This window comes from Actinomadura sp. NPDC048394 (assembly GCF_040651755.1).
Lineage (GTDB): Bacteria > Actinomycetota > Actinomycetes > Streptosporangiales > Streptosporangiaceae > Spirillospora > Spirillospora montaniterrae.
The window spans coordinates 57,586-83,815 of record NZ_JBEZJL010000045.1 but is presented as its reverse complement, the minus strand read 5'-3'; the positions used below and the strand labels follow the sequence as shown (position 1 = coordinate 83,815).

At 74.3% G+C, this 26,230-nt stretch carries 20 protein-coding genes; 8 read left to right on the top strand and 12 right to left on the bottom strand.

The features are described from left to right. Positions 1–194: 194 nt before the first annotated feature. The 6 genes from AB0C78_RS30130 to AB0C78_RS30105 all read right to left on the bottom strand — a co-directional run bounded on the left by AB0C78_RS30130 (position 195) and on the right by AB0C78_RS30105 (position 5,953). Positions 195–1,382: a hypothetical protein gene (locus AB0C78_RS30130; protein ID WP_360754272.1), complete on the bottom strand. Its 1,188-nt coding sequence runs from the start codon at positions 1,380–1,382 to the stop codon at positions 195–197. 65 nt (positions 1,383–1,447) lie between these two features. After that, the gene (locus tag AB0C78_RS30125; RefSeq protein WP_151546990.1) at positions 1,448–1,675 is read right to left on the bottom strand and encodes a hypothetical protein; all 228 of its coding nucleotides are present in this window, start codon (positions 1,673–1,675) and stop codon (positions 1,448–1,450) included. Continuing rightward, positions 1,672–2,262 (bottom strand): phage holin family protein, encoded by a 591-nt coding sequence (locus AB0C78_RS30120; protein WP_360754269.1) that lies wholly within the window; start codon positions 2,260–2,262, stop codon positions 1,672–1,674. Before AB0C78_RS30120 ends, AB0C78_RS30125 begins: the two co-directional genes overlap by 4 nt. A gap of 114 nt (positions 2,263–2,376) precedes the next feature. Continuing rightward, positions 2,377–3,813, bottom strand: coding sequence for a metallophosphoesterase family protein (locus AB0C78_RS30115; protein WP_360754275.1), 1,437 nt, complete (start codon positions 3,811–3,813; stop codon positions 2,377–2,379). Positions 3,814–3,972: 159 nt separating this feature from the next. Further along, positions 3,973–4,713 carry a glutamine amidotransferase gene (locus tag AB0C78_RS30110; protein WP_225992628.1) on the bottom strand — a complete coding sequence of 247 codons (741 nt, stop codon included), beginning with the start codon at positions 4,711–4,713 and terminating at the stop codon, positions 3,973–3,975. Beyond that, positions 4,703–5,953: a MurT ligase domain-containing protein gene (locus tag AB0C78_RS30105; protein WP_151546992.1), complete on the bottom strand. Its 1,251-nt coding sequence runs from the start codon at positions 5,951–5,953 to the stop codon at positions 4,703–4,705. The genes AB0C78_RS30110 and AB0C78_RS30105 overlap by 11 nt, the downstream gene beginning before the upstream one ends. A 401-nt stretch (positions 5,954–6,354) precedes the next feature. On the opposite strand from AB0C78_RS30105, the gene AB0C78_RS30100 reads away from it, so the two are divergent. The 6 genes from AB0C78_RS30100 to AB0C78_RS30075 all read left to right on the top strand — a co-directional run bounded on the left by AB0C78_RS30100 (position 6,355) and on the right by AB0C78_RS30075 (position 12,940). Then, positions 6,355–8,076, top strand: a complete 1,722-nt coding sequence (locus tag AB0C78_RS30100; protein ID WP_360754265.1) for a hypothetical protein — start codon at positions 6,355–6,357, stop codon at positions 8,074–8,076. 217 nt (positions 8,077–8,293) lie between these two features. Then, complete coding sequence (locus AB0C78_RS30095; RefSeq protein ID WP_360754263.1) at positions 8,294–9,280, top strand: hypothetical protein; 987 nt, start codon at positions 8,294–8,296, stop codon at positions 9,278–9,280. Positions 9,281–9,456: 176 nt separating this feature from the next. Continuing rightward, entirely contained in the window at positions 9,457–10,638 is a 1,182-nt protein-coding gene (locus tag AB0C78_RS30090) for a cytochrome P450 (protein ID WP_360754261.1), read from the top strand. Beyond that, complete coding sequence (locus AB0C78_RS30085) at positions 10,635–10,823, top strand: ferredoxin (RefSeq protein WP_151544324.1); 189 nt, start codon at positions 10,635–10,637, stop codon at positions 10,821–10,823. The genes AB0C78_RS30090 and AB0C78_RS30085 overlap by 4 nt, the downstream gene beginning before the upstream one ends. An 8-nt stretch (positions 10,824–10,831) precedes the next feature. Continuing rightward, entirely contained in the window at positions 10,832–11,956 is a 1,125-nt protein-coding gene (locus tag AB0C78_RS30080; RefSeq protein WP_360754258.1) for an FAD-dependent oxidoreductase, read from the top strand. 63 nt (positions 11,957–12,019) lie between these two features. Continuing rightward, positions 12,020–12,940 carry a LysR family transcriptional regulator gene (locus tag AB0C78_RS30075; RefSeq protein WP_360754255.1) on the top strand — a complete coding sequence of 307 codons (921 nt, stop codon included), beginning with the start codon at positions 12,020–12,022 and terminating at the stop codon, positions 12,938–12,940. Positions 12,941–12,955: 15 nt separating this feature from the next. On the opposite strand, the gene AB0C78_RS30070 is transcribed toward AB0C78_RS30075, so the two are convergent. From AB0C78_RS30070 to AB0C78_RS30055, 4 genes are all read right to left on the bottom strand, one after another. Continuing rightward, entirely contained in the window at positions 12,956–13,312 is a 357-nt protein-coding gene (locus AB0C78_RS30070) for a DUF5955 family protein (protein WP_360754252.1), read from the bottom strand. A gap of 17 nt (positions 13,313–13,329) precedes the next feature. Continuing rightward, complete coding sequence (locus tag AB0C78_RS30065; protein WP_360754250.1) at positions 13,330–15,252, bottom strand: hypothetical protein; 1,923 nt, start codon at positions 15,250–15,252, stop codon at positions 13,330–13,332. Positions 15,253–15,361: 109 nt separating this feature from the next. Beyond that, complete coding sequence (locus AB0C78_RS30060) at positions 15,362–18,445, bottom strand: ATP-binding protein (RefSeq protein WP_360754247.1); 3,084 nt, start codon at positions 18,443–18,445, stop codon at positions 15,362–15,364. A gap of 82 nt (positions 18,446–18,527) precedes the next feature. Beyond that, complete coding sequence (locus tag AB0C78_RS30055; protein WP_360754245.1) at positions 18,528–20,606, bottom strand: hypothetical protein; 2,079 nt, start codon at positions 20,604–20,606, stop codon at positions 18,528–18,530. A 383-nt stretch (positions 20,607–20,989) separates the two neighbouring features. Here AB0C78_RS30055 and AB0C78_RS30050 point away from each other — a divergent pair, with 383 nt between their 5' ends. Together AB0C78_RS30050 and AB0C78_RS30045 are read left to right on the top strand one after the other, a co-directional pair. Then, complete coding sequence (locus AB0C78_RS30050) at positions 20,990–22,105, top strand: alpha/beta hydrolase-fold protein (protein WP_360754243.1); 1,116 nt, start codon at positions 20,990–20,992, stop codon at positions 22,103–22,105. A 2-nt stretch (positions 22,106–22,107) separates the two neighbouring features. After that, positions 22,108–23,733 (top strand): RICIN domain-containing protein, encoded by a 1,626-nt coding sequence (locus AB0C78_RS30045; RefSeq protein ID WP_360754240.1) that lies wholly within the window; start codon positions 22,108–22,110, stop codon positions 23,731–23,733. 7 nt (positions 23,734–23,740) lie between these two features. Here the strand turns inward: AB0C78_RS30045 and AB0C78_RS30040 are convergent, their stop codons facing one another. Then, positions 23,741–25,288, bottom strand: coding sequence for a sulfatase (locus AB0C78_RS30040; RefSeq protein ID WP_360754237.1), 1,548 nt, complete (start codon positions 25,286–25,288; stop codon positions 23,741–23,743). A 60-nt stretch (positions 25,289–25,348) separates the two neighbouring features. Next, positions 25,349–26,212 (bottom strand): ABC transporter ATP-binding protein, encoded by an 864-nt coding sequence (locus AB0C78_RS30035; RefSeq protein WP_360754234.1) that lies wholly within the window; start codon positions 26,210–26,212, stop codon positions 25,349–25,351. Positions 26,213–26,230: the final 18 nt, after the last annotated feature.

Sequence of the window (26,230 nt, the reverse complement as noted above, 5' to 3'; positions counted from 1 at the left end):
TGGACGAAGTCCATCGCGAAGCGACGCCGAAGGCGCCCTTGACTTTGGAGGGGCGGCCCCGTACGCAAGCGCCACCCCACCACCCGAACACCCTTTCTCACCGATGCACCCGAACGCCCCGAGAGGAGCTCCCAATACAGCCACATCGTCCCATAATCACAAATAAGACAAAGCAGGAAAGCATGCACCTCACCTTAGAACGGCGGCGAGTACGGCCTCTGTCTCACCCGATCATAAATTGATCGCAACCATGGGCAGCGGACTTCGGGAAGCCGCACAAGAGTGCTCAGGAAAACCTCACTGTCAGGTCTGAAGGGCCCAATAGGAAGCAGCGGCGGCGGGTCGTCCCTCCAGACGACTTCGGGCACGCCGCCAACGACAGCGGCGGGCTCCCACTCGTGCGGAAAGGCCATTCGCATCCACACATCAGCAGCCAGCGGCACCGTTCTCCCAGGCGTCCCGCTACCCAGCACCATCCGCGCCGACGCCTCCCGAGCCAACAGCTCCCCACCCGACGCCTGCCCGCCCGACGCTTCCCCACCAGCCGCTTCCCCACCCGACGCCTGCCCACCAGACGCTTCGGCTGCCTCTCGCGGTGGGTGCCATGTTTTGCCGGTCTGCGGGTGCACCGGCACCACGAGGATGTCGGCAGCGGCGGCCGCCAGCCCCGGGCCACCCAAGGCCACGCTCTTCGCGGGCGGTCCCGCCGGCAAGAGCGCATCGAGGGCGCGGCCGAAGACGTCGGCTATGAGGCCGTCGGGCACGGTGATCGGCGCTCCGTCCGAGGCGGCCAGCAGGTGGGCGAGTGCGGCTCCGGCGGCGGCTTCCCAGATCGGGTTCCATCTTCCGGGCCGCTCGATCGGCGGTGTCCCGGGGCGGTCGCGCTGGAGGTCGTCCCAGTCGAGGACGGGGCGATCGTCCGGCTCGCCGGGGAGCGGGCGTACGGCGCGCGGGTCTAGACGTACCGCTTGCCACAGCGAGCAGTCGTCGATGCGGGTCGCCACGGCGCGGCCGCAGTGGGTGCAGGCGAGGTTCGGGCCGTCCCGCCCGTCCAGCCCCATGCAGTAGCCGTCGCATCGGTCGGGAAGTAGGACGGTGCCGCGGACGTCGCCGGGCGCGATCACGATCGCGCCGCGCGGGCCGCAGGAGACGGCATGGACGGGCGCGTACCATCCCTGCGCTTCCGCTTCGGCAGTCGTGATCTCGCCCCATGGGCGCCACGGCGGCCCTGAAGGGTGCGGGTCGACGGCGTACGTTCCCGGCTCCATGAGGGCGGGGAGCATGGCGTGGCCGTACGACTGGTGCGCGTGGACGGGCAGCGCGACCTGCGACAGCGGTGCGGTCAGGACGGCGCCGCACCCTGCACATGCGAACACGGTCACGCGGTCTCCCGGCGATTCGGAACTGCTCTCCGCATTCTTCCGCGCTGCTGGTACCGGTGGCCCGGCTACCAGGGTTCGTACGGGCCGCCGCCTTCGGTGTTCCGCGCGAGGTAGAGCAGCACCGCGACCACGCCGACGGCTCCCAGCGCGAGGAACGGGGAGATCCGGAAGAATCCGGCGACGATCAGGGCGACGGAGGCGAGCAGGCCAAGCGTGCACGCCGCGACCACGACGACCGCGAGGTGGCGGAGCAGCCACCCCAGCGCCTCGTCGATCTTCCGCAGCCACGTCATGGCGGTTCGATGCCCTCGTACCGGCTGCACCCGCACGGGGTGCCGCTCTCCGTCTGGACGATGTCGCCCTCCCAGCCGACGGTGGTCTGCGTCGTGTACGGCGGCCCCTCGACGGAGCAGCTCCCCTCCCCGCGGCCGTGGGACGTCCAGTTGTGACCGCAGCGGCGGCAGCCGTAGACCGTCGAGGTGTGCCAGTTGATCGACGTCCCGCTGGACCGGACGATCGGCCGTCCCCCGCTGGACGACGGCCACGGGGGTACCGGGTCGGCCCCGCCTGCGGGCGGCGGCGCGGACGGCTCCGAGTACGCGGACTCGCGCCGCCTCGCGGGCGGCGGGTTCAAGCGCCGCTTCCGCGCACGCGCGGCCTCCTTCACGCCGGTGACCGCCATCGGAAGGACGACCAGCAGGCCGAAGGCCGCGAGGATGTAGCGCCAGTAGGGCAGCAATCCGTGGACGATTCCGGCGACGGCCACCACCGCGAAGAAGAGCAGCGCAAGGACGATGGCTCCGCCTCCGGCAATGGCGATGCCGACCACGACCACGCCGGACAGCTCGTCGATCCGGCTCGGCCAATCGCGTCTCGGCACGAGATCCCCCGAAATCGTCGCCAGTACGGCCCAGCGTACGGGCCGGCGGACATTTCCGGGAGGGACGTCACCGAACGTTCACGCACCCGCCGCATGCGCCCGGCATGGACCGCGTCAGCCGGCGGATGTGAGCCCGGAAAGGTCGCGCCGGACGACGGAATTGCGGTCGGTGACGCGGTTCCCGAGAGACAGTTGCGGCCAGAGCCCGGACAGTTCCTGCCGGCTCCGCTCGCTCCACGCCCGGGCCTCTGGGCTGCGGGTCTTGTAGAAGTTCAGCGCGTACCCGCCGCTGTGGACGCGCAGCAGGGTGAAGCCGCCCGGGTACTCCTTGACGGCGCCGACCTCCTGCTGCACGACCTTCGGCGCCAGCGGGAACACCGACCGCTGGTTCCGGTGGGTGTGGCCGGCGTGGTGCAGGAACACGCCGGGGGTGCGGGCATAGGAGCCGAGAATGCGCAGCGATTGCCCCGCATCGAGGGAATGGGCGCCGGTGACGGACAGCGGGTCGTTCTCGGTGAAGAGCGGATGGTGCCCGAAGACGAGCGTCGGCCGGTCCGGGTCCTTCTTGAGTTCGGCTTCGAACCAGGCCTGCTGTTCCGGTGAGAGGCCGCCGGAGTCGCCGCCGTCCCCGGGCTTGTCATAGGTGTCGAGGCCGATGACGCGGAGACCGTGCAGGTCGCGGGCGAAATAGCTGGGTCCGGACGGGAAGAAGGCGTCCTCGAAACAGTCGTTGCCCTGGTACCGGCCGACCGTGCAGGTGGAATAGGCGGCGCCTTCGTGGGCGCGGTCATGGTTGCCGCGCGTGACGAGATAGTCCTGTGTATAGGTGCCGAACGTGTCGAGGATGCCCTTCGCGTTGTGCAGGTCGTCGGGGGCCGCCTCGCTGGAGACGTCCCCGGCGGCGAGCAGGTGGTCGGCGCCCCGCGCGCGGGCGTCCGCGATCAGCGCCCTCGCCATGATCTCCGGGTAGGGGGCATGGCCGGGGACCTGCGAGATCCCCTTGATCCAGGGGAGCTGCCCGATGAGCCCGGCGACGGTCTCCCCGAGGTGCAGGTCGTTGCAGAGCGCGATGGAGAAGAGGTGCCGGCCGGGCGGCGGCTGCGGCGTGGTGAACGCGAACACGTCGCCCTGCGGGACGCCCGCCGCCTGGCCGCCCGCGAGCCCGGTCGCGGTGGCGGTGACGCCGTTGGACCGTGCCTTGTAGTAATAGGTGCGGCCCGGCTCCAGGCCGGTGAGCTCGACGTAGTGGTACGGCGTGCCCGACGGGCCGTGCGCCGTCCGGGTGAGGCGCGACGGGTGCGTCCCGTAGAGCACTTCGGCGTCGGACGGGGCGGGCTGCATGCGGCCCAGCCCGTCGTCCGTGCCGGGGACGCCGGTGTACCAGGTGAGGACGGCGGACGTCTCCGTCAGCGTGACCAGTTCGAGGTTCACCGGGCGGGCGGCGCCGGCGGCGCGCGCGGAGGCCGGGTCGAGGGCGGGCAGCAGGCCCGCCCCCGCCACGATCGCGCTCCAGCGCAGCAGGTCGCGGCGGCCGGGACGGCAGCAGATCATGATCGTCACGGTGGCAGCCCGCCGCGCGGGCCGCCAGACCCCTGACCGAACGTTCACCGGATCGCCGCCGGAACGGCGCCCCCGGAGAACGACGCCCCAAGAAGAACGCCCCGGAAAGCCCAAGGGACGGCCCCCAGGGACGGCCCGTCCGGGCCGGGATCAGCCGAGGACGGCGGCGAGGCGTTCGTCGCGGAGGCGGCCGGCCCACGAGTCGTCGATCGGCTGCAGGTCGTGGCCGACGGCCCAGCGCAGCAGCAGGTCGGCGAGGCCCGGGTTGCGGACGAGCGCCGGACCGTGCATGTAGGTGCCGAGGACGCGGCCCGCGTAGGCGCCCTCGTAGCCGTCGCCGTTGCCGATGCCGTGCAGCACCTTCGCGAACGGGCGGGCGTTCGGGCCGAGCCGCGTGACGCCCTGGTGGTTCTCGAAGCCGGTGATGCGCGGGACGTTCAGCTCGCCCGCGACGTCCCCGACGATCTCGCCGACGGCGCGCTGCTCGCCGCGGCCGGACCGGATGTCGAGCAGGCCGAGGCCGCGGACGGGCTGGCCCTCCTCGCCGCCGAACTCGTGGCCGAGCAGCTGGTAGCCGGCGCAGACCGCGAAGACCACGGCGCCGGACTGCACGGCGCGGGCGAGGCCGCCGTCGCCGAGGAGCCGCTGCGCGGCGAGGATCTGCGGCCGGTCCTCGCCCCCGCCGAGCAGGTAGATGTCGCCGTCGGCGGGGACGGGCTCGTCCGAGCGCAGGCTGATCGTCTGGGTCGGGATGCCGCGCAGTGCGGCGCGCCGCTCCAGGACGATGGTGTTGCCCTGGTCGCCGTAGGTGCTGAGCAGGTCCGGGTAGATCCAGACGATCTTCAGCGGGCGCTGGGCGCCGGGGGCGGAACTCGCGTGGTCAGACGACACGGCCGTACCTCGTTCGGATGCTCTGGAAGGCGGTGTAGTTGGCGATCACGTCCAGGTGCCCGGGCGGGACGGCCATGACCGCCTGGTCGATGTCGTCCACCAGGGTGAACTGCACGTCGGCGGCCTCGAGGCGGGCGGCGAGGTCGATCCGCCGCTCGCCGGCGACCCAGACGGGGCGGCCGCGCAGGATGCGGTAGTCGACGTCCCACAGCCAGGAGGTGTCGCGGCCGTCGGGGCCCTGCGCGTTGATCGACAGGGCGACGGGGCCGGGCGCGGGCTGCAGGACGTCGAACGCCTCCAGCCAGCCGGCGGGGTTCTTCGACAGCAGCAGCCGGATGGAGCGGCCCTCGTGCTCGACCGTGGTGTAGCGGCCGGCGACGGAGGTGACCTGCGACAGCAGCGGCAGCGCCTGCTCGGGCGGGACGCCGAACTGGGCGACGACCGCGAGCGCGATGAGCGCGTTCGACCGGTTGGCGCGGCCGGGGAGGGACAGCTGGGCGAGGGAGAACGCGCGCCCGTCGGGGCCGGTGATCTGGTCGCCCTTCAGCGTCCAGTCGGGGCGGGGGCGGCGGAAGTGGCACTGCCGGCACGCCCAGTCGCTGTCCTCGTCGGTGTCCTGCCGGTCGAGGGGGCCGCCGCACTCGGGGCAGCACCAGGAGTCCTCGCGCCAGTGCTGTCCGGCGGCGACCCACGTGACGCTCTTGGCGGACGACGCGCCCCACGTGACGAGGGGGTCGTCGCAGTTGGCGACGACGTGGCTGTTCGGGGACGCCTCCAGGGCGCGCCGCCACTTGCCGGCGAGCAGCCAGATCTCGGCGGCGCGGTCCATCTGGTCGCGGCTGAGGTTCATCAGCGCGACGATGTTCGCGCCGGTCTCCCGCAGGACCATCGGGACGTACTTCTCGTCGCACTCCAGCACGCCGTAGCGGGCGGTGGGCGCGGACGCGAGCGCGGACACGTGCCCGGTGGGCATGTTCGCGCCGAACGCGTTGGTGGCGACCTCGCCCAGCGGCGTCATCGCCGAGGTGATCAGCCGGGTCGTCGTCGTCTTGCCGTTGGTGGCGCTGACGAGGACGAGCTTGCGGTCCTTGGCGAGCCGGGTGAGCAGCTCGGGGTCGAGGCGCAGGCCGATCCGCCCGCCGATCACCGAGCCGTCCCCGCGGCCCGCCATCCGGGACATCTTGGCGGCCGTACGACCGAGCGCGACGGCCAGCTGCGAACGCAGTGGAAGATCGCTCATGGACTCCGTCTTCTCTGGATGCGCCTGTCTTGTTCAAGTGCGCCCTGAACCGCTCCGAGCCTAGCCGCTGCGCGCTGCGCTCGCCGCGCGCCGGGCGGGTTGCGGCGGCGGGTGTGCGCGGTTCTCCGGCGGCGCGCCGCCGTCGCCCCTAAGATGTGAGCAGCCTCACAGGATCCCCGGTAAACCACCGGCGGCAATCTTGACCGGTACCGAGATGTCGTGATTCGGTGCGAGCCCGTCAGCGGTGAGTCCAGATTCCCATCCACGCGCCCTCGAGCGACATCACCCACTACTTTTGTCGGGAGCCCTGCCGGTTTCGTTCGCGGGGAAGAGCGGTCCGCCCGAGCCGGCGGGCCGGAATGCGCAGGCGTGGCAAGCGGCGACAAGGCGAGGTCAGAGCGATGCAGTGTCCGACGTGCGGTTCTCACACGCCCGGGACGCTCGGCAAGTGTTCGAACTGCGACGCGCCGATCGACGTGTACTCGGTCGGGCCGCTTCCCGCGCCCGTGCAGGGCGGCCCCGCCGCCGCGGCCGAGGGGCGGGCGGGACTCGACGAGAAGACCATGATGGTGCCGCCGCCGACGCCCGCGTGGGCGCCGGCCAGCCCGCCGCCCGGCGACCCCGAGTCCACCGCGACGTGGACGTTCGACCCGGACGCGGAGGGCTACACGCCCACCGGCGGCATGCCCGCCCTGCCCGCCGGCAACGGCGCCGCGAACGGTGCGGGTGCGAACGGGGCCGGCGCGAACGGGGCCGGGGCTAACGGCGCGGGTGCGAACGGTGCGGGTGCGAACGGTGCGGGTGCGAACGGCGCGGGCGCCGCGCCGCCGCCCGCGTGGGCCGCCGAGCAGGCGAACGCGAACGGCCAGGCGAACGCGAACGGCCAGATGAACGGGACGGGGCAGCAGCCGGCGCTCGGCGCCGCGCCCCCGTCCGGCGCGCCCGCGCTGCCCCCGGCGGGCGGCGGGTTCCCCGGCGGGGCGCTCGCCCCTGAGGAGCCGCCGCCGCCCGTCGAGTCGATCGTCCCGGAGTCGTGGTTCGCCCAGCCGCGCAAGCCCGACCCGCAGGACGCGGCGGACGCCACCCAGATCTACGGCTCGCAGCAGCCGCAGCAGCCCCCCGCCGACCAGGGGTGGGGCGCGCCGCTGTCGGTCGCCGGCTCGCCGCCGCAGGGCCAGGCCCCGATGCCGGACGCGGACGCGACGCAGCTCGCGCCCGGCCCGATGGGCGGCGTCCCGTTCGACGGGCACACCCGGATGGACTTCGGGCAGGGCGGCGGATTCGACCAGACCCGGATGGACCCGGGCGGGACGTCCGTCATGGGCGCTCCCCCGATGGGTCCGGGCGGTCCGGGCGGGTTCGGCCAGCCGGGCGGCTACGGCGACCCGATGAACCCCGGCATGCCGATGGGCAACCAGGGCATGCCGATGAACCAGATGGGCCCTGGCGGGCCGGGCGGGCCGGGCGGCCCCGGCGGTTACCCGCCGGGCCCGGCGCGGTCCGGTGGCGGGACGAGCAAGCCGCTGCTGATCGGCGTGGCCGCGCTCGTCGCCGTGGCGCTCGTCGTGGTCGCGTTCGTCGCGTGGCCGTCCGGCGGCGGCAAGGACGACGCGTCCCCGAAGGCGTCGAAGTCGTCCAGCAAGCCGGTGTCGCAGAACGAGCACATCAGCAGCGCGGAGAAGCAGCAGGCCGCGGCCATGAGCGCGGTGCTGGACGCGAGCGTCGACGCGCGCCGCGTGCTCGCCGCGGCGATGAGCCGGGCCGGGCGCTGCAAGGACCTGCCGGCCGCCGTCCAGGGGCTCCAGAACGCCGTCCAGCGCCGCCAGAACCAGCTGAACCGGACCCGCAACCTCAAGGTCGGCCAGCTGACGAAGGGCGAGCAGCTGCGGACGTCGCTGGCGCAGGCGCTGCAGGCGTCGCTGCAGGTCGACCAGCTCCTGCTGCACTGGGCGCAGCAGAGCCGGGCGCACTGCCACGGCAAGCCGAAGCCGGACGCGGCGCACGTGCCGGGACGCGCGCAGGGCGAGCGCCGCGCGACGCTCGCCAAGCAGCGGTTCGTCGCGCTGTGGAACCCGGTGGCGAAGAAGACCGGCCAGCCGGTGCGGAGCTGGCAGCGGGTGTGACCGGCGGGTCTCGGCGGGCGTGACCGGCGGGCGATCGCGGGCGTGACCGTCCGATCACAACCGGGTTGCGACCCGCGGAGGGGGCGTCCGTTCCCGCGGACAGGGCAGTATCTTGTCACCGATGCACCTCACGGGGTAAGGGGCTGTTATGCGGTGTCCGGGCTGCGGAAGCGACACCAATCCGGCACTCCCCCGTTGCACGCGCTGCAACGCGCCGGTGCGGCCGGCGTCGCCGGACGGTCCCGGCCACACGCTGTCCGCCGCCGAGGAGACGGCCCGCGATCCGTCCGGGGAGGACGAGGCGACGCGCGACTACGGCGTCCCGCCGGCGCCGCCGGGCCAGGGGAACCCGTTCGAGCAGCCGCCCGGCGGCGCGCCCCCGTCCGGATTCGGCGCCGGGTCCAACGAGCCGCTGCCGCCTCCGTGGATCCCCGTCCCGGACGCGCCGGACCCCGGGCCCTGGCCGGACCGCACGACCCCGATGCCGCCGTCCGGGGAGCGGTCGACGCCGCTGGGTCCCGAGCCGTGGGGCGAGCGGTCGACGCAACTCGGGCCGGAGCCGTGGGCCGAGCCCGCCATCTGGCAGCCGCCCGCCCCGGCGAAGCGGAACCACGCGCTGTACTTCCTCATCGCGGCGGGCGTGGTGCTGCTCGTCGTGGTCGCGCTCGGGATCGTGTTCTGGCCGAGCGGGTCGGACAAGCCCGCCACGTCCGTCGCCGGGCCCGCGTCCTCCCCCGCCGGGCAGCCCGTCACGACCGACGACCAGAGCCCCGGCGACTCCCCCACCACCGCGGACGGCTCGCCCAGCGCCGACATGACGGCGCAGGCCCGCGCGGTCGACGGCCTGATCGAGGACATGGCGGGGACCCGCTCCGAGCTGGGCACCGTCGTCGCCGACGGCTGCCCCACCGACGGCCTCCAGCGCATCCACGACGAGCGGCAGTCGCAGCTCGACAAGGCGAACGCCCTGGACGTCAGCGCGCTCGACAACGGCACCGCGATGAAGGACGCGCTGGTGCGGGCGCTGCGCGCGTCGGTCGAGTCGAACCAGCGGTACCTGGACGTCTCGCCCGGCTGCCCGTCCGACGACGAGGTGGCGGACGTGAACCAGCAGGCGACGGACGCCAAGAACGAGTTCATCGGCTACTGGACGCCCATCGCCGAGCAGGCCGGGCTCCCGGCCCGCGACGGCGACAACATCTGACGGTTCACGGGTAACGGCAAAGGCCCTCACGCCGGGAGCCGGATCGGCGTAGCGCCGCTTCTCGATCGACGGGGCGGGATGCATCTCGTGCATGTCGACCCATGTCGAACATTTGTTTGCCTCATGTGACTTGGGTCGCTTCACTGGGCTCCAGCGAAGCGAACCGAGGTGAACCGATGACCGATCCAGTCCCGCCCGTCTCCGATATCGACCTGTTCGACGATCGGGTGCTCGTCGACCCGTACCCGGCGTACGCGGCGCTCCGCGACCTCGGCGCCGTCGTCCGCCTCCCCGCGAACGACGTGTACGCCCTCACCCGGTACGACGCGATCCGCGGCGCCCTCGGCGACTGGGAGACGTTCTCCTCCGCCGGCGCCATCGGCTTCAACCCGGCCGTCAACGAGGCCCTGGCCGGCACGTCCCTCGCCTCGGACCCGCCCGAGCACACCCGGCTGCGCGCGGCCCTCGCCGCCGGCCTGTCGCCGCGGGCGCTGCGCGGGCTCAAGGACGGCATCGACGCCAAGGCCGACGCGCTCGTCGCGGACCTCGCCGCCCGGGGCTCGTTCGAGGCCGTCGACGCGCTGGCCCGCGCCTTCCCGCTCGAGGTCGTCGCCGACCTCATCGGGTTCACCGGCGGCGTCCGCGCCCGCATGCTGCGCTGGGGGCAGGCGGCGATGCAGGTCATCGGGCCGATGAACCGGCGCACCGAGGAGAGCTTCCCGATCGCCGGCGAGCTGTACGGCTGGTGCGCGGAGGTCACCGCCGAGGACCTCGCGCCCGGCTCGGTCGGGCGCGGCGTCTTCGAGGCCGAGGCCCGCGGCGAGATCCCGGCCGGCTCCGCCGGCCACATCATCCACCAGTACCTGGGCGCCGGCGTCGACACCACGATCGCGTCCATCGGCAACGTCGTCGCCCTCTTCGCCGCGCACCCCGAGCAGCTCGCACAGGTGCGGGACGACCCGTCGCTGGTGCCGGCCGCGTTCAACGAGGTGCTCCGCTACTGGGCCCCGGTCCACGCCTGGGGACGCCGCGCGACCCGGGACGTGGAGATCGACGGCGCCGTGATCCCTGCGGGGGCGAAGGTCGCGATCCTGTTCGGCGCCGGCAACCGGGACCCGCGCCACTACGCCGACCCCGACGCATTCCTGGTCGAGCGCAACCCGGTCGACCACCTGTCGTTCGGCTACGGCCCGCACGGCTGCGCCGGGCAGGGCCTGGCCCGCCTCGAAGGCCACGCGGTCATCGGGGCGCTGGCGCGCCGCGTCGGGCGGCTCGTCGCCGGCCCCGAGGTGCGCGTGCCGAGCAACATCACCCGGAGCATCGAGAAGCTCCCCGTCCTGGAAGTGCTCCCCGCATGAAGATCGTCCTCGACCGCCCCCGCTGCGAGGGGCACGGCCTCTGCGAGGAGGCCGCGCCGCGGCTGATGCACCTCGACGACGAGGGCGAGCTCGTCCTCGACCGCGAGGAGATCGGCGACGCCGAGGCCCCGCTCGCCCGCGCCGCCGTCCGGGTCTGCCCCGTCGCGGCCCTGCGCCTCGCGTGAGCGCCCCGATGAGGCGGGTCGTCGTCGCCGGCAACGGCATCGCCGGGCTCACCGCGGCGGACGCGCTGCGGGCGAACGGGTTCGACGGTGAGCTGACCATCGTCGGCGACGAGCCGCACGCGGCGTACAGCCGGCCGGCGCTGTCGAAGGCGCTGCTGCTCGACGGCGGCGGCACGGCGGCGCACGAGCTGCCGCCCGCGACGCACGGGGCGGAGGAGATCCTCGGGGTCCGGGTGTGCGGGCTGGACGTGGAGCGACGGCTCGTCCGGCTCGGCGACGGCTCCGGCCTCCCCTACGACGGGCTCGTGATCGCGACCGGGTCCCGCGCGCGGCGTCTGTCCGGCCTGCCCGGCGAGCTCACGCTGCGCGGCCTCGACGACGCGCTGGCCCTGCGCGGACGGCTCGCGGGACGCCCGCCGGTCGCCGTGGTCGGCGGCGGCCCGCTCGGCATGGAGATCGCCTCGGCGTGCCTGGCGGCGGGCTGCCGGGTCACGCTCGTCTCCCAGGGCGTCCCGCTGACCGCGCAGCTGGGGCCGTACCTCGCGGACGTCCTCGTCAGGGCCGCGCTCGACCGCGGGCTGACGATCGTCGAGACCGCCGCGGCCCGGATCGAGGGCCGTGCGGACGACGCCCGGGTCGCGCTCGCCGACGGAACGGCCGTCGAGGCGGAGCTGGTGGTGTCGGCCGTCGGCGACGTCCCGAACACGGAGTGGCTCGCGGGCACGGGACTGGCGGACGGCGGGGTCGTGCAGGTGGACCCGCGCGGGCTCGTGCGTCCCGATATCGCGGCGGCCGGCGACCTGGCGGCGTTCCCGGCGCCGCACGGCCGGCGGCGCGTCCCGCTGTGGAGCAGCGCGATCGAGCAGGCGAAGGTGGCCGCCGCCGCCCTCGTGCGTGGGGACGAGGCACCGCCGCTGCGCTTCGAGCCGTACTTCTGGACCGAGCAGTTCGGTGTCAGCCTCAAGGCCGCCGGGCGTCTCCCCGTGGACGGGGAGCCGGTGTACCTCGAGGGCGGGCCCGGCGGGCCGGCGCTGATGCGCTGGACCCGTGAGGACGGCTCCGGCACGGCCGTGGCGCTGAACCACCGCATCCCGATCCCCCGGCTGCGCCGCGCGAGCCGAGCGGCCACCTGAGCCGGCCGCCCGCCTGAGCCGACCGGCCGCGCGAGCCGGCGTGCCGCGTAGAGTTTCGTCGCTATGAGCGACGACGGTACGGGCGCCGCGAGCTCCGGGCTGGACCGGTTGGCGTCGGTCAACCTCAACCTGCTGGTGCCCCTGCTCGCGCTGCTGGAGGAGCGCTCGGTGACCAGGGCGGCCGAGCGCGTCGGCCTCACGCAGCCCGCGATGAGCCACGCCCTCGGCCGCATGCGGCGCCTGCTCGGCGACGACCTCCTCGTCCGGCAGGGGAACGCCGTCACGCTGACGCCGCGCGCGATGGAGCTGATCGCGCCGCTGCGGGCGACGCTGCGGCACGCCGCGGACGTGGTCGCCTTCCCCGGCTTCGACCCGGCGACGGACCGCCGCGTCATCACCGTCGCGATGACCACCAGCACCGCGTTCGTCCTCGGCGGGCGGCTCGGACGGCTCGTGGCGGAGCGCGCCCCGAACGCGACGCTGCGGATCCGGACGATCACCGTGCCGGCCGAGTCCACCTTCACCGAGCACGGCGTCGACGCCGTGCTGATCTCCGAGGGGTTCGCGTCGCCGTACCCGCGCGAGCGGCTGTACGACGACCGCATCGTGGTGGTGGCCGCGGCCGGCGCGCCGCCGGAGGCGAGCGCGCTCGACCTGCTGACCACGCAGCCGCACGTGGTCGTGGACACCGAGCGGCGGCCCTTTCCGTACTCGGTGCTCGACGAGAAGGGGATCCGCTACCGGGTCGGCCGGCTGGTCTCCGACTTCCTGCTCGTCCCGTACCTGGTCGGGCGGGCCGGCGGCGTCGCCCTGCTCCGCCACCGGGTGGCCGCCGAGATGCGGGACCTCGTCGGCCTGCGGATCGAGGAGTTCCCGTTCCCGCTCCCCGGGCTCGGCATCGACCTGGTCTGGAACCCGCACCTGGGCGACCGCCACTTCATCGAATGGCTGCGCCTGCTCCTGTTCGACGCGGCGCGCCCCTGACGGAGCGCGGCCCGGTCAGCCGCCCATGCCGACGGCGGCGGCGAGGGCGCGGACCGCTTCGGCCAGCGCCGCGACCCCGGCGACGCGGCGGCCGAGCCGGGCGAGCGCGCCGCCCATGCGCTCGGGGTCCGGGTCGTCCTCCTGCGCCTCCTCGCGGACGTCGGCGAGGTCGCGGTGGGCCCGCGCCGCTTCCGGGAGCTCGGCGGCGTGCCGCTCCAGCAGCCGCTCGACGCGGGCGAGGGCGTCCGCGACGTCCGGACCGGACGCCCCGGCGATCCGCTGGTTCTGCGTGACGTGGTCGCCGCTCGCGACCTGGCCGGACACGTTCGCGTGCCCGCCGATGCTGATGCCCCGGTCGCCGTGCTGCGCCATGCCGTCCTCCGCGAGGTTCAGGGGTTGATGCGGGTCTGCCGCTGCTCGACGCTGCGCCCGGACGCGACCTGCCCGTGGACGGTCCCGCCGGTCATGATGACGCCCTGGTTCAGGATGACGCCGGCCTGCGCCCGGTAGGCCGACACGTCGATCCCGCACTCGTCCGACAGGTAGTCGAGGATCGCCTCGTTCACCCGCCGCTCGATCAGCCGCATGTACTTGTCGACGTCGGTCTCCTGCACGAACGTCGCGAAGCCGTCCTCCGCGAACAGCTCCCGGACGCTGATCCGCGCGCCGTAGTCGTGCGAGGTCTTGCGCGCCGGGTTGCCGGACGAGGTCGCCGCGACGAGGCTGCGGGCCATCGTCCAGCAGGTGGTGAGCATCCGCGGCCAGGCGAGCAGCGTGCCGGCCAGCACCGTCCGCCAGCTCTCGGTCAGCGTGCGGAACAGCAGGGTCACCGCGTCCCAGTCGGGCAGCCGGTCGACGATGCGGTACTCCTCCCGGACGGGCGGCAGGACCGTCGCGACGAACTGCCCGTACAGCATGCGTCCCTCGACCGCGAGGTAGACGAACGCGGAGAGCACGACGTCCTTCTCCTCGGCGGGGGCGACGGGGCGGCCGTCCGGCGCGTCGATCGCCTGGCCGTGCCCGGCGACGGTGACGCGCTGGTAGCAGCGCAGGTCGGCCTGCGGGTGCCGCATCATCGCCTCGACCGCCTCGGGCGAGGCGACGGAGAACGGCACGCCGGCGGTCGCGTCGATCAGCGGATGCCCCTGGAACCAGCGGCCGGTCACCGCGTCGACGGGACGGGTCCGCTGCGGGCAGCGGCCGCGGCCGACGATGTGGACGTCGCTGACCAGGCCGGTGATGCGCTCGTTCGGGGGCAGCGGGGTCGGTTCCGGGGCGGGTTCGCCGGGCCGTGGCGGCAGCGCCTCGTCCCGCATCCGCAGGATCTTCGCGCGGATGCGCTCGTGCATGGTGACGGCGTCGACCCGCCGCGGCCCAGGCGCGGAGCCGGAGCCGTCGGGGGACGCGGCGGCGCCGGGGGAATCGAGGCCCGGGGAGGCGGCGTCGCCGTCGGCGCCCGGAGGACGGGAGCCGGACGCGGCGCGGTCCAGTTCCAGCGCGATGGACCAGACGCGGGACCAGGGCGCGGTCACGTCGCCCGCGCCGATGAAGGGGTTGGCGCCGGAGTAGAGCGTCACGTTGCCGTGCTGCGCCGAGCGGACCCGCTCGATGACCAGCCGGACCCGTTCGCTGTAGGTGCGCGGTCCGGGTCCGGTGGCGCCGGGGCCGAGGTCGCGGGCCAGGGTGTAGAAGACGACCGCGAGATGGCCGAACACGATCGTCGCCATCACGAGGAACAGCAGCATGATGGTCAGCAGGGTGTGGTCGGTCTGCATCGAGTCGAGGAAGCCGGTGTTGTCCTGCTCCTCGTAGCCTTCGAGGCCCTGCTGCCCGCCCCGCAGCCCGAACAGGACCACCGGCGCCAGGCCCAGCGCGACGAGCCAGCCGATCGCCAGCCGCCACCGCCACCGCAGCCGCCGCCACGGGACGTGCAGCAGCAGCGTGACCAGCAGGTACAGCGCGGCGATGGCCGGCACGAGCAGCCACGCGACGACGAACACCGCGATGATCGCGAGGTCGCGGACGAGCCGGAACCGGCGGGCGCGCACCGCGTGCAGGATCACCGGGCCGAGGTCGAAGCCGAAGGACGGCACGACGGCGCGGTGCTCGTCGTCGAGGAACTCGGCGATGACCCGGTCGCAGAGCCGCTGGTCGAGGTAGACCGCGGCGGACAGGTAGCGGGTGGCGCTCTGCAGCGGCTGCCCGGCGGCGTCGGCGGCCTGCGGCGCGTGCCGGAAGAACGGCTCCGGAGGGGTCCGCGGGTGCCCGCCGGTGTCCCGCGGGCGGGTCCGGTCGTCGGTCTGCGGGTCCATGTGCCGCTTCCTCCGCGGGTGGGCGGGCCGGTGCGGGGAAAGAATCTAGCGGCGGATGCGGCATTCGGGTCAGTTATCACCGAATCGTGACCGCATCGTCGTGGACCGCTCACGCATCGTCGGCGCCACCCGCGCCGGGATCCCCGCCGCCGCCGGGGCCGGGGCCGGGGTCCCGGGACAGGAACGGCAGGCCGGCGGACGGGTCGGCGAACGGCTCGACGAACCGTTCCGGCCAGCTCAGCACGGGTTCCAGCCACTCCTCGACGCGCATCGTCCGGGCGGCGTCCTCGATCTGCTCGTCCTCGGGGAGGCCGATCGCGACGACCGCGAGGTCGGCGTAGAAGCCCGCGTTCTCGTCGTCGCCCTCGATCGCGGTGAGGGCGAGCGGGCGGTTGCGGTCCAGCTCCATGGACAGCGGGTGGCGGCGCAGCGCGCGCAGCCGGTGGCCGAACTTCGGCTGCGGCGGCTGCTTGAGGCCGGGCAGCTGGTAGTCCAGCGGCGGCGCGGGCGCGTGCTTGTCGGGCACGCCCGCGCCGTAGGGGAACAGCCGGTCGAGCTCGTGCAGCCAGCGGACCTGCGGGATCACCCAGTTCGGGCCGGGCGCCGCGGGCGCCGCGGTGCCGGTGCCGCCGCCGAGGAGCCGCTGCGCGGCGCCCGCGGCGGTGGCGGTCAGCTCGGACGGCGGGTACACGGTCCGCAGCGCCCACGACCGGCGGGTCACGGCGCGTTCCAGGACGGTCGCGAGCGCGCACTCGCGGAGCCGGGGCGCGAGGCGCGACCAGGCCCGGCCCAGCTCCGGCGGGACGGCGGGCACCGGCCGGTTCACCACGTGCGCGAGGACGAGGGTGTCCGCCCACAGCCGCAGCCACGCCCAGTCCGGATGGCCCGCGACGAGGTCGGCTTCGCGCAGCTCGTAGAGGGTGCAGGCGCGGCCCGACCGGCACTCGCAGCCGCACGCCGCCGACCGGCGGCCGTCCACCGGAGGCGGCGGGCCGGGCAACTCGGCCTCGCGGCCCTCGCCGAGCGGGACGCGGACGCGCAGCGGCCGGTCCATCCCGTCGGCGAACACCGCGGCGACGCCCGGGCGCAGCGACACGACCTCGCGGGACTGGTCGGCGTCCAGGTTCATCGCCGCGCCGACCTGGTGCCGGTCGTCGTGCGCGGGCAGCCGGTGCACGACCTTGAGCGCGGTGTTCTTGATCACGTCGGGGACGAGCTTGGTCGGGATCTGCTCGGCGACGATGATGCCCTCGCCGTACGCGCGGATCTCCGCGAGCATCCCGGCGAACAGCTCGACGGCGTGCGAGCTGCCGCGCTCGGGCCCCCGGTTGCGCAGCAGCCGGTGCGCCTCCTCGATCACGATGACGTGCCGCAGCGCCGGGCCGTCGGAGCGGTCACGGCGCCGCTCGCGCATCCGCAGGTGCTCGACGATCCGGATGATCAGCGTGCCCATGAGGAACGCCTTGTCCTCGTCGTTCGCGACGTCCTCGATGGCCAGGACGATGTTGTCGCGGAGCATCCCGCCGATGTCGGCGGGGTGGCCGCCCTCGAAGAACCGCCCGGCGGAGCCGATCCGCAGGGAGCGGAGCCGGACGTCCACGAACCCCTGCACGTCGGCCATCAGCTCGCGGCCGTACCCGACGTCCTGGATCACCTGGAGCGCCGCGTTCTGCAGCTGTTCGAGGGTGGGGACCGCCGGTTCGATCAGCGAGCCGGGGACGCCCGCGCCGGTCACCACGTCCCAGCCGTTCGTCTCGTAGACGCGCTGCAGCGCCTGCGCCATGATCTGCGGGAACGGCTCCTCGGCGTCGAACGCGGCCTGGAACAGCGCGCGGACCATGTCGATGTGCGCCTGCACCGGGTAGCCGGGCTCGGGCGCGAGCGGGTTCACCGACAGCGGCACCGACGCCGGGTCGGACGGGTTCACCACCGTCACCGGTCCGCCGAGGTCCTCGATGCGGCCCGCCATCGCCGCGTACTCCGACTTCGCCGGCTCGATCGCCAGCCACGGCACCCCCGCGCGGGTCAGCTGCTCCAGCAGGTGCCGGACGGTCTGCGACTTGCCCGCGCCGGTCGCGCCCGTCACGAACACGTGCCGGTTGATCGTCGAGCGGGGGACGGTGAACGTGCCGACCTGCCGGTCCTGGCCGTCGAGGATCGCGCCCAGCTCGATCCGCGCCTCGGGCCGGGGGGACGGCGCGTCGTCGGTCTCCGACGTCACGTCGAAGTACCCGGCGTCCAGGACGCGCAGGCCCGGGACCTCGCGGCGCGGCAGCCCGGCCAGCGCCGACAGCGCGCCCGCCGTCGCGACGAACGGGTACCGCTGCTCGGGCTCCGCCCCCGCGCGCAGCGGCGCCGGCTCCGCGCCCGGCCGCAGCATCTCCTCGAACGTGCCGCTGCCGTGCCCCGACCGCAGCCGGTACGGGTGGTGGCCGAGCTCCATCGAGCCGACGAGGACCGGCGCGATCTGCCCCAGCTCCGCCTGCGACGCCGCGCCCGCGACGACCCGGACCTGCCAGAGCCCCGCCTCGCGGAACGCGTCCAGCTCGGCGAGCCGCTGGTCGGCGCGGGCGACGGCGAGCCGGGCCTGCTCGTCCTCGCCGCGCCGCAGCATCCGCAGCTCGTGGTGCAGCTCGCGCATCTCGGTGTCGATCAGCCGCTCGTCGCACGGCTCGGCGACCACGAACCAGCCGAACGGCCGCTCCATCAGCGTGACCAGCGTCGCCTCGAACAGGCCGGGGCCCGCGTCGGCGGGGCCGACCTGCGGGGCGAGCCGTCCGGGGCAGCGCGTCCAGGCCATCCGGGCCGCCTGCCGCAGCCAGCCCTCGCCGACCCGGACGCCGCGGGCGCCGCTCGGGAACAGCAGGCCCTGCGCCTCCCCGTCCGGTCCCGGCGCGCCGATCGGGCCCGCGTTGGTGATCAGCTCCAGCGGGGCGCCGCCGCCCGCCGACAGCCAGCCGACGACGAACGGGCGGTTCCGCCGCGCCGCCGACAGCGCGGCGGGCAGCACGCTGACGAAGTCCCATTCGGCGGACGCGTTCCGCTGCGGCGCCGGGATCGCCTGGATCCGGTACCAGGGGCCCGGCAGCGCGACCGCCTCGCCCCACTCGCCGGCGGCCCCGCGGCCCGTCCCGCCCATCCGGGGCGGCGGCGCGCCGGGCGGCACGCCCGCCTCCCGTCCGTACGGGGGCATACCGGGCGGCATGGAACCTGGGGGGAACGTCACCCGACCATCCTGACCCTCGCCTCCCGGGCGCGCCACCGCCCGCCGCCCCTCAGGCGGGCGGGTCGGCCTTGTGCCGGCCGTTGGGCTTCAGCGGCGGGACGATCCGGGGCGGGCGGGGCGCGGCGCCGCGCGGCAGCGCGTGCCGGGCGCGCGGCGCGGGCGGCGGCGCATCGGTGTCCGGCGGCCCGGCGGCGGCGTCTGACGGCCCGGCCTCGTCGCCGGTCGGCTCGCCGGCGGCCTCATCGGTCTCCGTCTCCTCGCCGGCGGCGCGTTCGAGGGCCTCCTGCTCGCGCAGGTACTCCTCGAACTCCATCGAGTGCGCGGTCGGCAGCGTGATGATGCCGGGGTTGGCGTCCACCAGCATGATCCGGCGGCCCGTCGCGCCGGAGTGCGTGAAGACCATCGCGGTCGGCGGCAGCTCCTGCAGCTGCGGCGGCTCGACGAGCAGCTCGCGGAACCGCTGCTTCGCGGCGCCCCCGGCGGTGACCGTCCGGCCCCACGCCGTCGCCGAGCTGATCCCCTCGACCAGCACGGAGTCGTCGGCGGCGGGCGCGGGCAGCGGCGACCAGACCGGGTCGGTGAGGCCGTCGCCGCGCGGCCGGGCGTAGGCGACGGTGCTGGCGTAGCTCTCCCCCGCCACGTCGAACAGCGTCTCGCCCGCCGAGTCGGTGATCTCCGCGACGAGCAGCGGCTGGTCGGTGCCGATGTGCTCGGCGGCGACGCGGGCGTCCTCGGGGTTGCCGAGCCGCATGAACCCGACCGCCGCGTGCCCCCGGCGGCCGAGGCGCTCCCGCACGTGCCGCGGGATCGACCGGTACATCAGGACGAGCCCCGTCCCGGTGGCCTCGCAGGCGTCGATGAGCCGGTCCAGGACGTCGCCGCGCAGCTTCTCGGCACCGCACAGGAAGAGCGTGTGGTCCCAGCGGCCGCCGGGCGGCGACTCGCGGATGCGGTGCGTCAGCGCCGTCGTCACGTACGTGCCGAGGATCCGGTTGGTGAGGACGCCGGCGCGGCGGTCCATCGACACGACGTGCAGCCGGGACGGCGGCAGCCCCACCGGCTCCGTCGCGAGCTTCTCCAGCTTGCGGAGCTGCGCTTCGAGCGCCCACGCGCGGCGCACCACGATCCGGTCGGTGGCGTCGCGGCCGAACATCGTCGCGACCCGCTCCAGCTGCTCGTCGGTGAGCAGCCCCTTGCGCAGGTCGTCGCGCGGGTCGCCGACCTGGGCGAGGACGCGCAGCGCCGCGGTGATCCGCGGGATCGTCGCGTCCGGGCCGAGGACCTCGATGAGCCGTTCCAGGATCGAGTTGTCGAACGACAGGTCGCGGGTGCCGCCCTCCTCCTCGCCGGCGCTCACCACCAGCGACAGGACGTCCGCGAGCGCCTCCTGGCTCAGCCCCCGCGACATGTCGAGGCGCGGCAGGTCGGCGGGCAGCACCCAGACCAGCGGGTCGTCGCCGCGGTCGGCGGCGAGGCGCAGCAGGTCGTGCGCGACGGCGCCCTCGGACAGGTCGATGACGGTGAGCCGGGCGCCGACGGCGAGCCGCGCCGCGCCCATCGTCGTCACGGCGGCGGACCAGCCGGCGAGCGTCCCGCCGACGACGTCCACCCGGTCGACGCCGGGCGGGACCGCGACCGGGTACCACTCGCGCTGGCTCTCGTAGGCCCGGTGCCGCCGCTCCCATTCGCGGCGGGCGTCGTCGTAGGCGCGCTGCGCGGCGTCCCGCTCCCGGGCGCGGCGGGCCTGCTCGCGCGCGGTGCGGTCCCGCTCGTCGGCGAGCCGCTCCCGGACGGCCTGCTCGTCGCGCCACAGCGCGCCGCCGGTGATGGCGAGGACGACGGCGCACGCCAGTAGCGCGACGCCCGCGAACGCCCACGGCAGCAGCCCGGCGACGCCGCACGCCAGGAACAGCGCGACGCCCGCGAACGTGCCGCCGGTGGCGATCCGCAGGGGGCGCGCGGTCAGGTGCTCGCCGGGACGCCGCGCGGGCGGCCCGGCGGGGGGCCGCTCGGCCGGCTCGGGCACGCCGGGGGGCGGCCCCGGGTCCGGGTGCACCTGCGCGTAGCGCCAGCCCACGTAGACGCGGTCGGCCTGTGTGAGCCGCGCCATCGCGGACCCGCTCGCCATGTCCGTCACGTCGTGAGACCCCTGGGAGTCGCGGAACGGGGGAAACGCCTGGGGGTTGCCGTTCGGTTCGTCAGCGGTATCGGTTCACCTACACCGCAAGAGTAAAGAGCCTGCCGGGGTCGCGTGTCACGTTCGCCCGAACATGGGCCGGGAAGTGCGACACGGACCGCCATTTCGGTCACGGGGCCCACCTGCGGCAAACATCGGACACCCCGCTCCCCCCAACGCTGGCCGCACCCGGCCACGCCCCCCACATCGGCCCGCCCGAAAACCACAAGGCGGCAGCGACGGAACGCGTTCACACAGCCGGGACCGGGTGATCGCCTCGGACCGGTAATGTCCGATATCGACGAATCCCTGGGAGCCCGAGGTAAGGAGCCCGTGTGTCGCTGACCGGCTGGCCTCTGACAAGCGTGCTGATCGCCGCCGTGCTCGCCGCCCTCACCGCCACCGTCTGGGGCTGGGGCCGGCTCGCCGGACGCGGCGCCGGCCGGGTCGCCGGACGGCTCGGCGCGTTCCTGCTCTGCCAGCTCCTCGTCACGCTCCTGGTCCTGGTCACGGTCAACCGGCACTTCGACTTCTACGCCGACTGGGGCGAGCTCGCCGGCGCGGGCGGGATCGGCGGCGGGCACCTCGTGACCGTGCAGGGCAAGGGCGGCCCGGTCACCGCGAAACTGATCCGGCGCAAGCCGGAGATCGACATCGGCGGATCGCCGAGCACCGACGGCCGGATCGACACCGTCGACATCCGCGGCGTCCGGTCGGGGCTGCACTCCCACGCCTACGTGTACCTGCCGCCGCAGTACTTCCAGCCCGGCCAGGACAAGCGCCGCTTCCCCGTCGCCGTCGGCCTCAGCGGCTACCCCGGCGCCCTCCGGAACCTGGTCACGCAGGTGAAGGTGCCGCAGACGGCGCGGGACGAGATCAAGCAGGGGCGGGTGCAGCCGACGGTGTACGTGCTGCTGCGCCCCTCGATGGTGCGCGGCCGCGACACCGAGTGCATGGACATCCCCGGCGGGCCGCAGACCGGCACGTTCCTCTCCCAGGACCTCCCCGAGGCCGTCCGCTCCCAGTACCGCGTCGCGGCCGACCGCAACGGCTGGGGCGTCTTCGGCCTGTCCACCGGCGGCTACTGCTCGCTGAAGCTCGCCATGCGCGACTCGGACGTGTACTCCGCCGCCGCGTCCCTGTCCGGCTACTACGGCGCCATCAAGGACATCACGACCGGTGACCTCTACGGCGGCAGCCAGGCCGTCCGCAACGAGAACGACCTGTTCTGGCGGTTGCGGCACCTGCCTCCGCCGCCGGTGTCGGTGCTCGTCACCACCAGCGAGGTCGGGGAGAAGAACAAGGAGGGCACCGAGCGGTTCCTGTCCATGGTCAAGCCGCCGATGCGCGCGACCTCGCTCGTGCTGGACAGCGGCGGCCACAACTTCTCAACATGGAACCGTGTCCTGCCGCAGGCCCTGCAATGGATGAGCCGGTCCATCAGGGCCTGACCATGCGGACGAGACGGCTGGTCGCGGCGCTGCTCGTGACGGTGCTGGCGCTGGCCGGCTGCGGGGGCACGCCCGGGAAGCGGGCCGCGCCCGAACGGCGGGCCCGGCCGACGAGCGCCGCCCCCGGCGCCGTGCCCGCCCCTTTCGCGGCCCGCCGGCTGGACGACCGCGGCGCGATGTACCCGAGGGCCGTCCGGCTGCGGGACGGCCGGATCGTCGTGGGGGTGGCCGCGTCCAGCGGCGGCGGCGTCACCGACATCGCCCGGTTCTACGCGAGCGACGACGCCGGCCGGACGTTCCGCCCGCTGTCGGAGATCAGCGACCCCACCGCCGGCCAGGGACGCGGGAGCTGCTGCGGCAGCCTGCTCGAGCTCCCCCGGCCGCTCGGCGCGCAGCCCGCCGGGACGCTGCTGTGGGCGGGCACGTTCGGGATGAAGAAGCGCGCGCCGGGCCGCCGCCCCGAGATCCGCGTCTGGCGCAGCGTGGACGGCGGACGCAGCTGGACGTACCTGTCGAGCCCGGTGGTCGCGCCCGAGGGAACGCCATGGGACGAGGGCCTGTGGGAGCCGGAGCTGGCGATCGACGCGCAGGGCCGGATCGTCTGCTACTACTCCGACGAGACGCGGTCCGGGCATGACCAGGTCATCGTGGAGGTCGTGTCCGCGGACGGCGGGGCGACCTGGGGGTCGGCGACGACGGTCGTCGCGACGGACCGGCACGACCGTCCGGGGATGCCGGTGGTGACGCGGCTGCCGAGCGGCGGCTACTTCATGGTGTACGAGATCTGCGGGTCGTCCGCCTCCACGTCGTGCCGGGTCCACTACCGCAGGTCCGCGGACGGCTGGTCGTGGGGCGACCCGGGCGACGAGGGCACCGTCGCCCGGACCGCGGACGGCGACTACCTGTACCACGCGCCCACGGTGGCGTGGGCGCCCGGCGGTGGCCCGGACGGGCGGCTGCTGCTCGTCGGCGGGCTCGTCCGCGACGCCGAGGGCGCGCTGGCGCGGCCGGCGAGCGGCTCGACCGTCCTCGTGAGCACCGAGAACGGGTACGGGCGCTGGTACGAGATGCCCGCGCCGGTGGCCGTGCCGTTCTCGTCCGACCCCGACGAGTCGGAGATCGTCTGCGCCAACTACAGCTCGTCCCTGCTGCCGCTCGAAGGCGGCCACGTGCTGCTGGAGGTCGCGACCGAGCGCGCGAAGGACGGCGGCTGCCACGCCTACGTCGGGGCCGCGTCGCTGGACGCCGGGCCGGCCGCGCCGGACGACGGGACGTACCGGCTGCGCAACGCCCGCAGCGGGCTGTGCCTGGACGCGGGCGGGCCGGGTGGCGCGCTGGTCCAGCTGCCCTGCGACGACCGGCGGCCGCGGCAGCGCTGGACGCTGGGGCGGGACGCGGGCACCGGGGTCCTGTGGCTCCGCAACGCCGAGACAAAGGGTTGTGCGGCCGCCGGCTGCCAGGGCCTGTCGCTCGTCCGGGTGGCCGGCTCGTCCTACACGGTCGCGGGACGGGCGGACGGCAGGTGCCTGGAGGTGACCGAGGGCGCGCAGGACTCCGGTGCCGCCGTGCGGGCGTGGACGTGCAACGACCGCGAGCCGCAGATCTGGGGTTTCGAGCGGCGCCGCTGAGCGCGCGTCACAGGTTCCGGCAGTTGGCGCCGCGGCAGGTCCGGTACGAGCTGAGCAGCGAGTGGAGCTCCGCCTTGCGCGCTTCCGGCACGGAGTTCCAGATGTTGGTCAGCTCCCACGGGTCGCGCTTGAGGTCGTAGTACTCGTGCTCGCCGTTCTCGTACTCCACGTACAGCTCGTTCGCCGTGCGGACGGCCTGATAGGTGGGCGGGTTGCCGCCGTACTTCTGCGGGATGTCGGGGTCGTCGTGGCTGAAGTTCGGGCCGCGGTGCTCGATGAACGCGGTGGTGCGCCAGCCGGTCGCGTTCTGGCCGTGCAGGAGCGGCACCAGGGACCGGCCGTCCGCCGAGGCGGCCGCGGGCGCCGCGCCGCCGAGCTCCTCGAACGTCGGGCAGATGTCGGTGTTCTGCGCGAACCGCGTCTCGGTCCGCCCGGCCGGGACGCCGGGGCCGGCGACGATCAGCGGCACCCGGATGTCGGTCTCGTAGGCGGTCAGCTTCCCCTCGACGAGCCGGTGCTGCCCGAGGTGGTAGCCGTTGTCGGAGTTGAAGACGAAGTAGGTGTTCGCGGCCTGCCCCGAGGCGTTCACCGCCTCCTCCAGCCGGCCGATCATCCGGTCGACCGACTGGACGGCGCGCACCCGCTTGCGGAAGGCGTTGTCCACCTTCCGGAGCTGCCGCTTGTTGATCTTGGGGTACTTGCGCAGCCAGCCGGGCTTGTCGCGGATGTCGGCCTCGTTGAAGCCGGGCGTGCGGGGCGCCCTGGCCCCGGCGAACGCGTGCGCGTCCTGCGGCGCGGCCGTCGCCGGCTCGTGCGGGGTGAACGTCGACATCTCCAGCATGAACGGCTTCCCGGCCTGCGCCGAGCGGCGGATGAAGTCGACGCCCTTCGCCTGCAGCACCGTGTTGAGGTAGTCGCCCGGCTTGCGGCCGTGGTGGACGAGCGCCCCGTTGCTGTTCAGGTCGTAGTTGTAGTTCGCGTACCCGAGCCCGGTGACCTGCCATTCCGACCAGCCGGGCGGGACGTAGGTGCGGGACGACCCCTGCTTCTTCGTCGTCTCGTAGCCGTTGAGGTACTTGCCCATGAGCGCCGTGCTGTAGCCGGCCTGCTGGAGCGCCGTGGCGAACGTGACCTTCTCGTCGCCCCGGTTGTTGAAGACCTGGAACCCGCCCGTCGGCGGGTCGTTGCTGAGCACCCCGGTGTTGTGCGGGTACATGCCGGTCAGGATCGTGGCCCGGGACGGGCAGCACAGCGTGTCGGCGACGAAGTAGTTGGAGAACGTGAGGCCGCGCTTCTGCAGCTCCTTGACGTGCGGCATGTAGTCGACGAGGTCCCACGACAGGTCGTCGGTGAGGACGTAGACGATGTTCGGCCGCGCGCCCTTCGGGCCCGGCCCCGCCGTGGTGCGGCCGCCCTTGCCGTTCGGCGGGTGGCCGGACCCGCCGGACGGCCCGCACCCGGCGAGCGCGAGCAGCGCCGCGAGCAGCACCGCGAGGAACGGGACGGCGGGGGACGGCGCGGCCGGTCGCCGCCGCCGTGCGCTGGCGCCCAGCATCACACACCCTTCGGAAGACGTCGCTCCGCGGACCGGAGCGCGGGAGACCGGTGGCGCACCCTAGGAGACGGGAGCGGGCGCGCCGGCCGCGCCCGGGCCGCCGGCCCGGCCGGCGCCGGCGCCGCCGGGTCCGTCGCGCCCGTTCTCCGCCGCCAGGGCGCGGCGGCGCTCCTGGCGCTTGGTCACCAGCAGGTCGGTCGCGGTCTCGATGTCGCCGTCCCAGACCACCCGGCCCTGCTCCAGGAAGATGCCGCGCGTGCAGATCTGCCGCAGCAGCCGGACGTCGTGCGCGACGATCACCATCGTGCTGCCGCTGTCGCGGAACTCGTGCAGCCGCGAGATGCACTTGTCCCGGAACAGCGGGTCGCCGACGGCGAGCACCTCGTCGATGAGGAACACGTCGGGCTCGGTGTGCACCGCGATCGAGAACGCCAGCCGCATGAACATGCCCGAGGAGTAGAACCGCACCGGCTGGTCGAGGAACCGGCCGACGTCGGCGAACTCCACGATCGCGTCGAACTTGCGCAGCGTCTCCGCCCGGTCCATGCCGAGGATCGCGCCGTTGAGGAACACGTTCTCCCGGCCGGTGAGCTCGGGGTGCAGGCCGGCGCCGACCTCGATCAGCCCGGCCAGCCGGCCGCGGACCCGCACCGAGCCGGCGTCCGGCGGCATCACCCCGGAGATGATCTTCAGCATGGTGCTCTTGCCGGACCCGTTCACGCCGAGCAGCGCGACCGCCTCGCCGACCCGGATCGTCGCCGAGACCCCGTCCAGCGCGGTGAACCGGTCGCGCAGCCGCTCCCGGCGCAGCGCCCGCACCGTCATGTCCTTGATCGAGCGCGCGTGCCGCAGCGTGAACTGCTTGGTCACCCGGTCGACCACCACCGCGCGGGGCGCGGCGCCGGCCGCGGCGTCCCCGGTCATGTCCCTCGCCCCCAACTC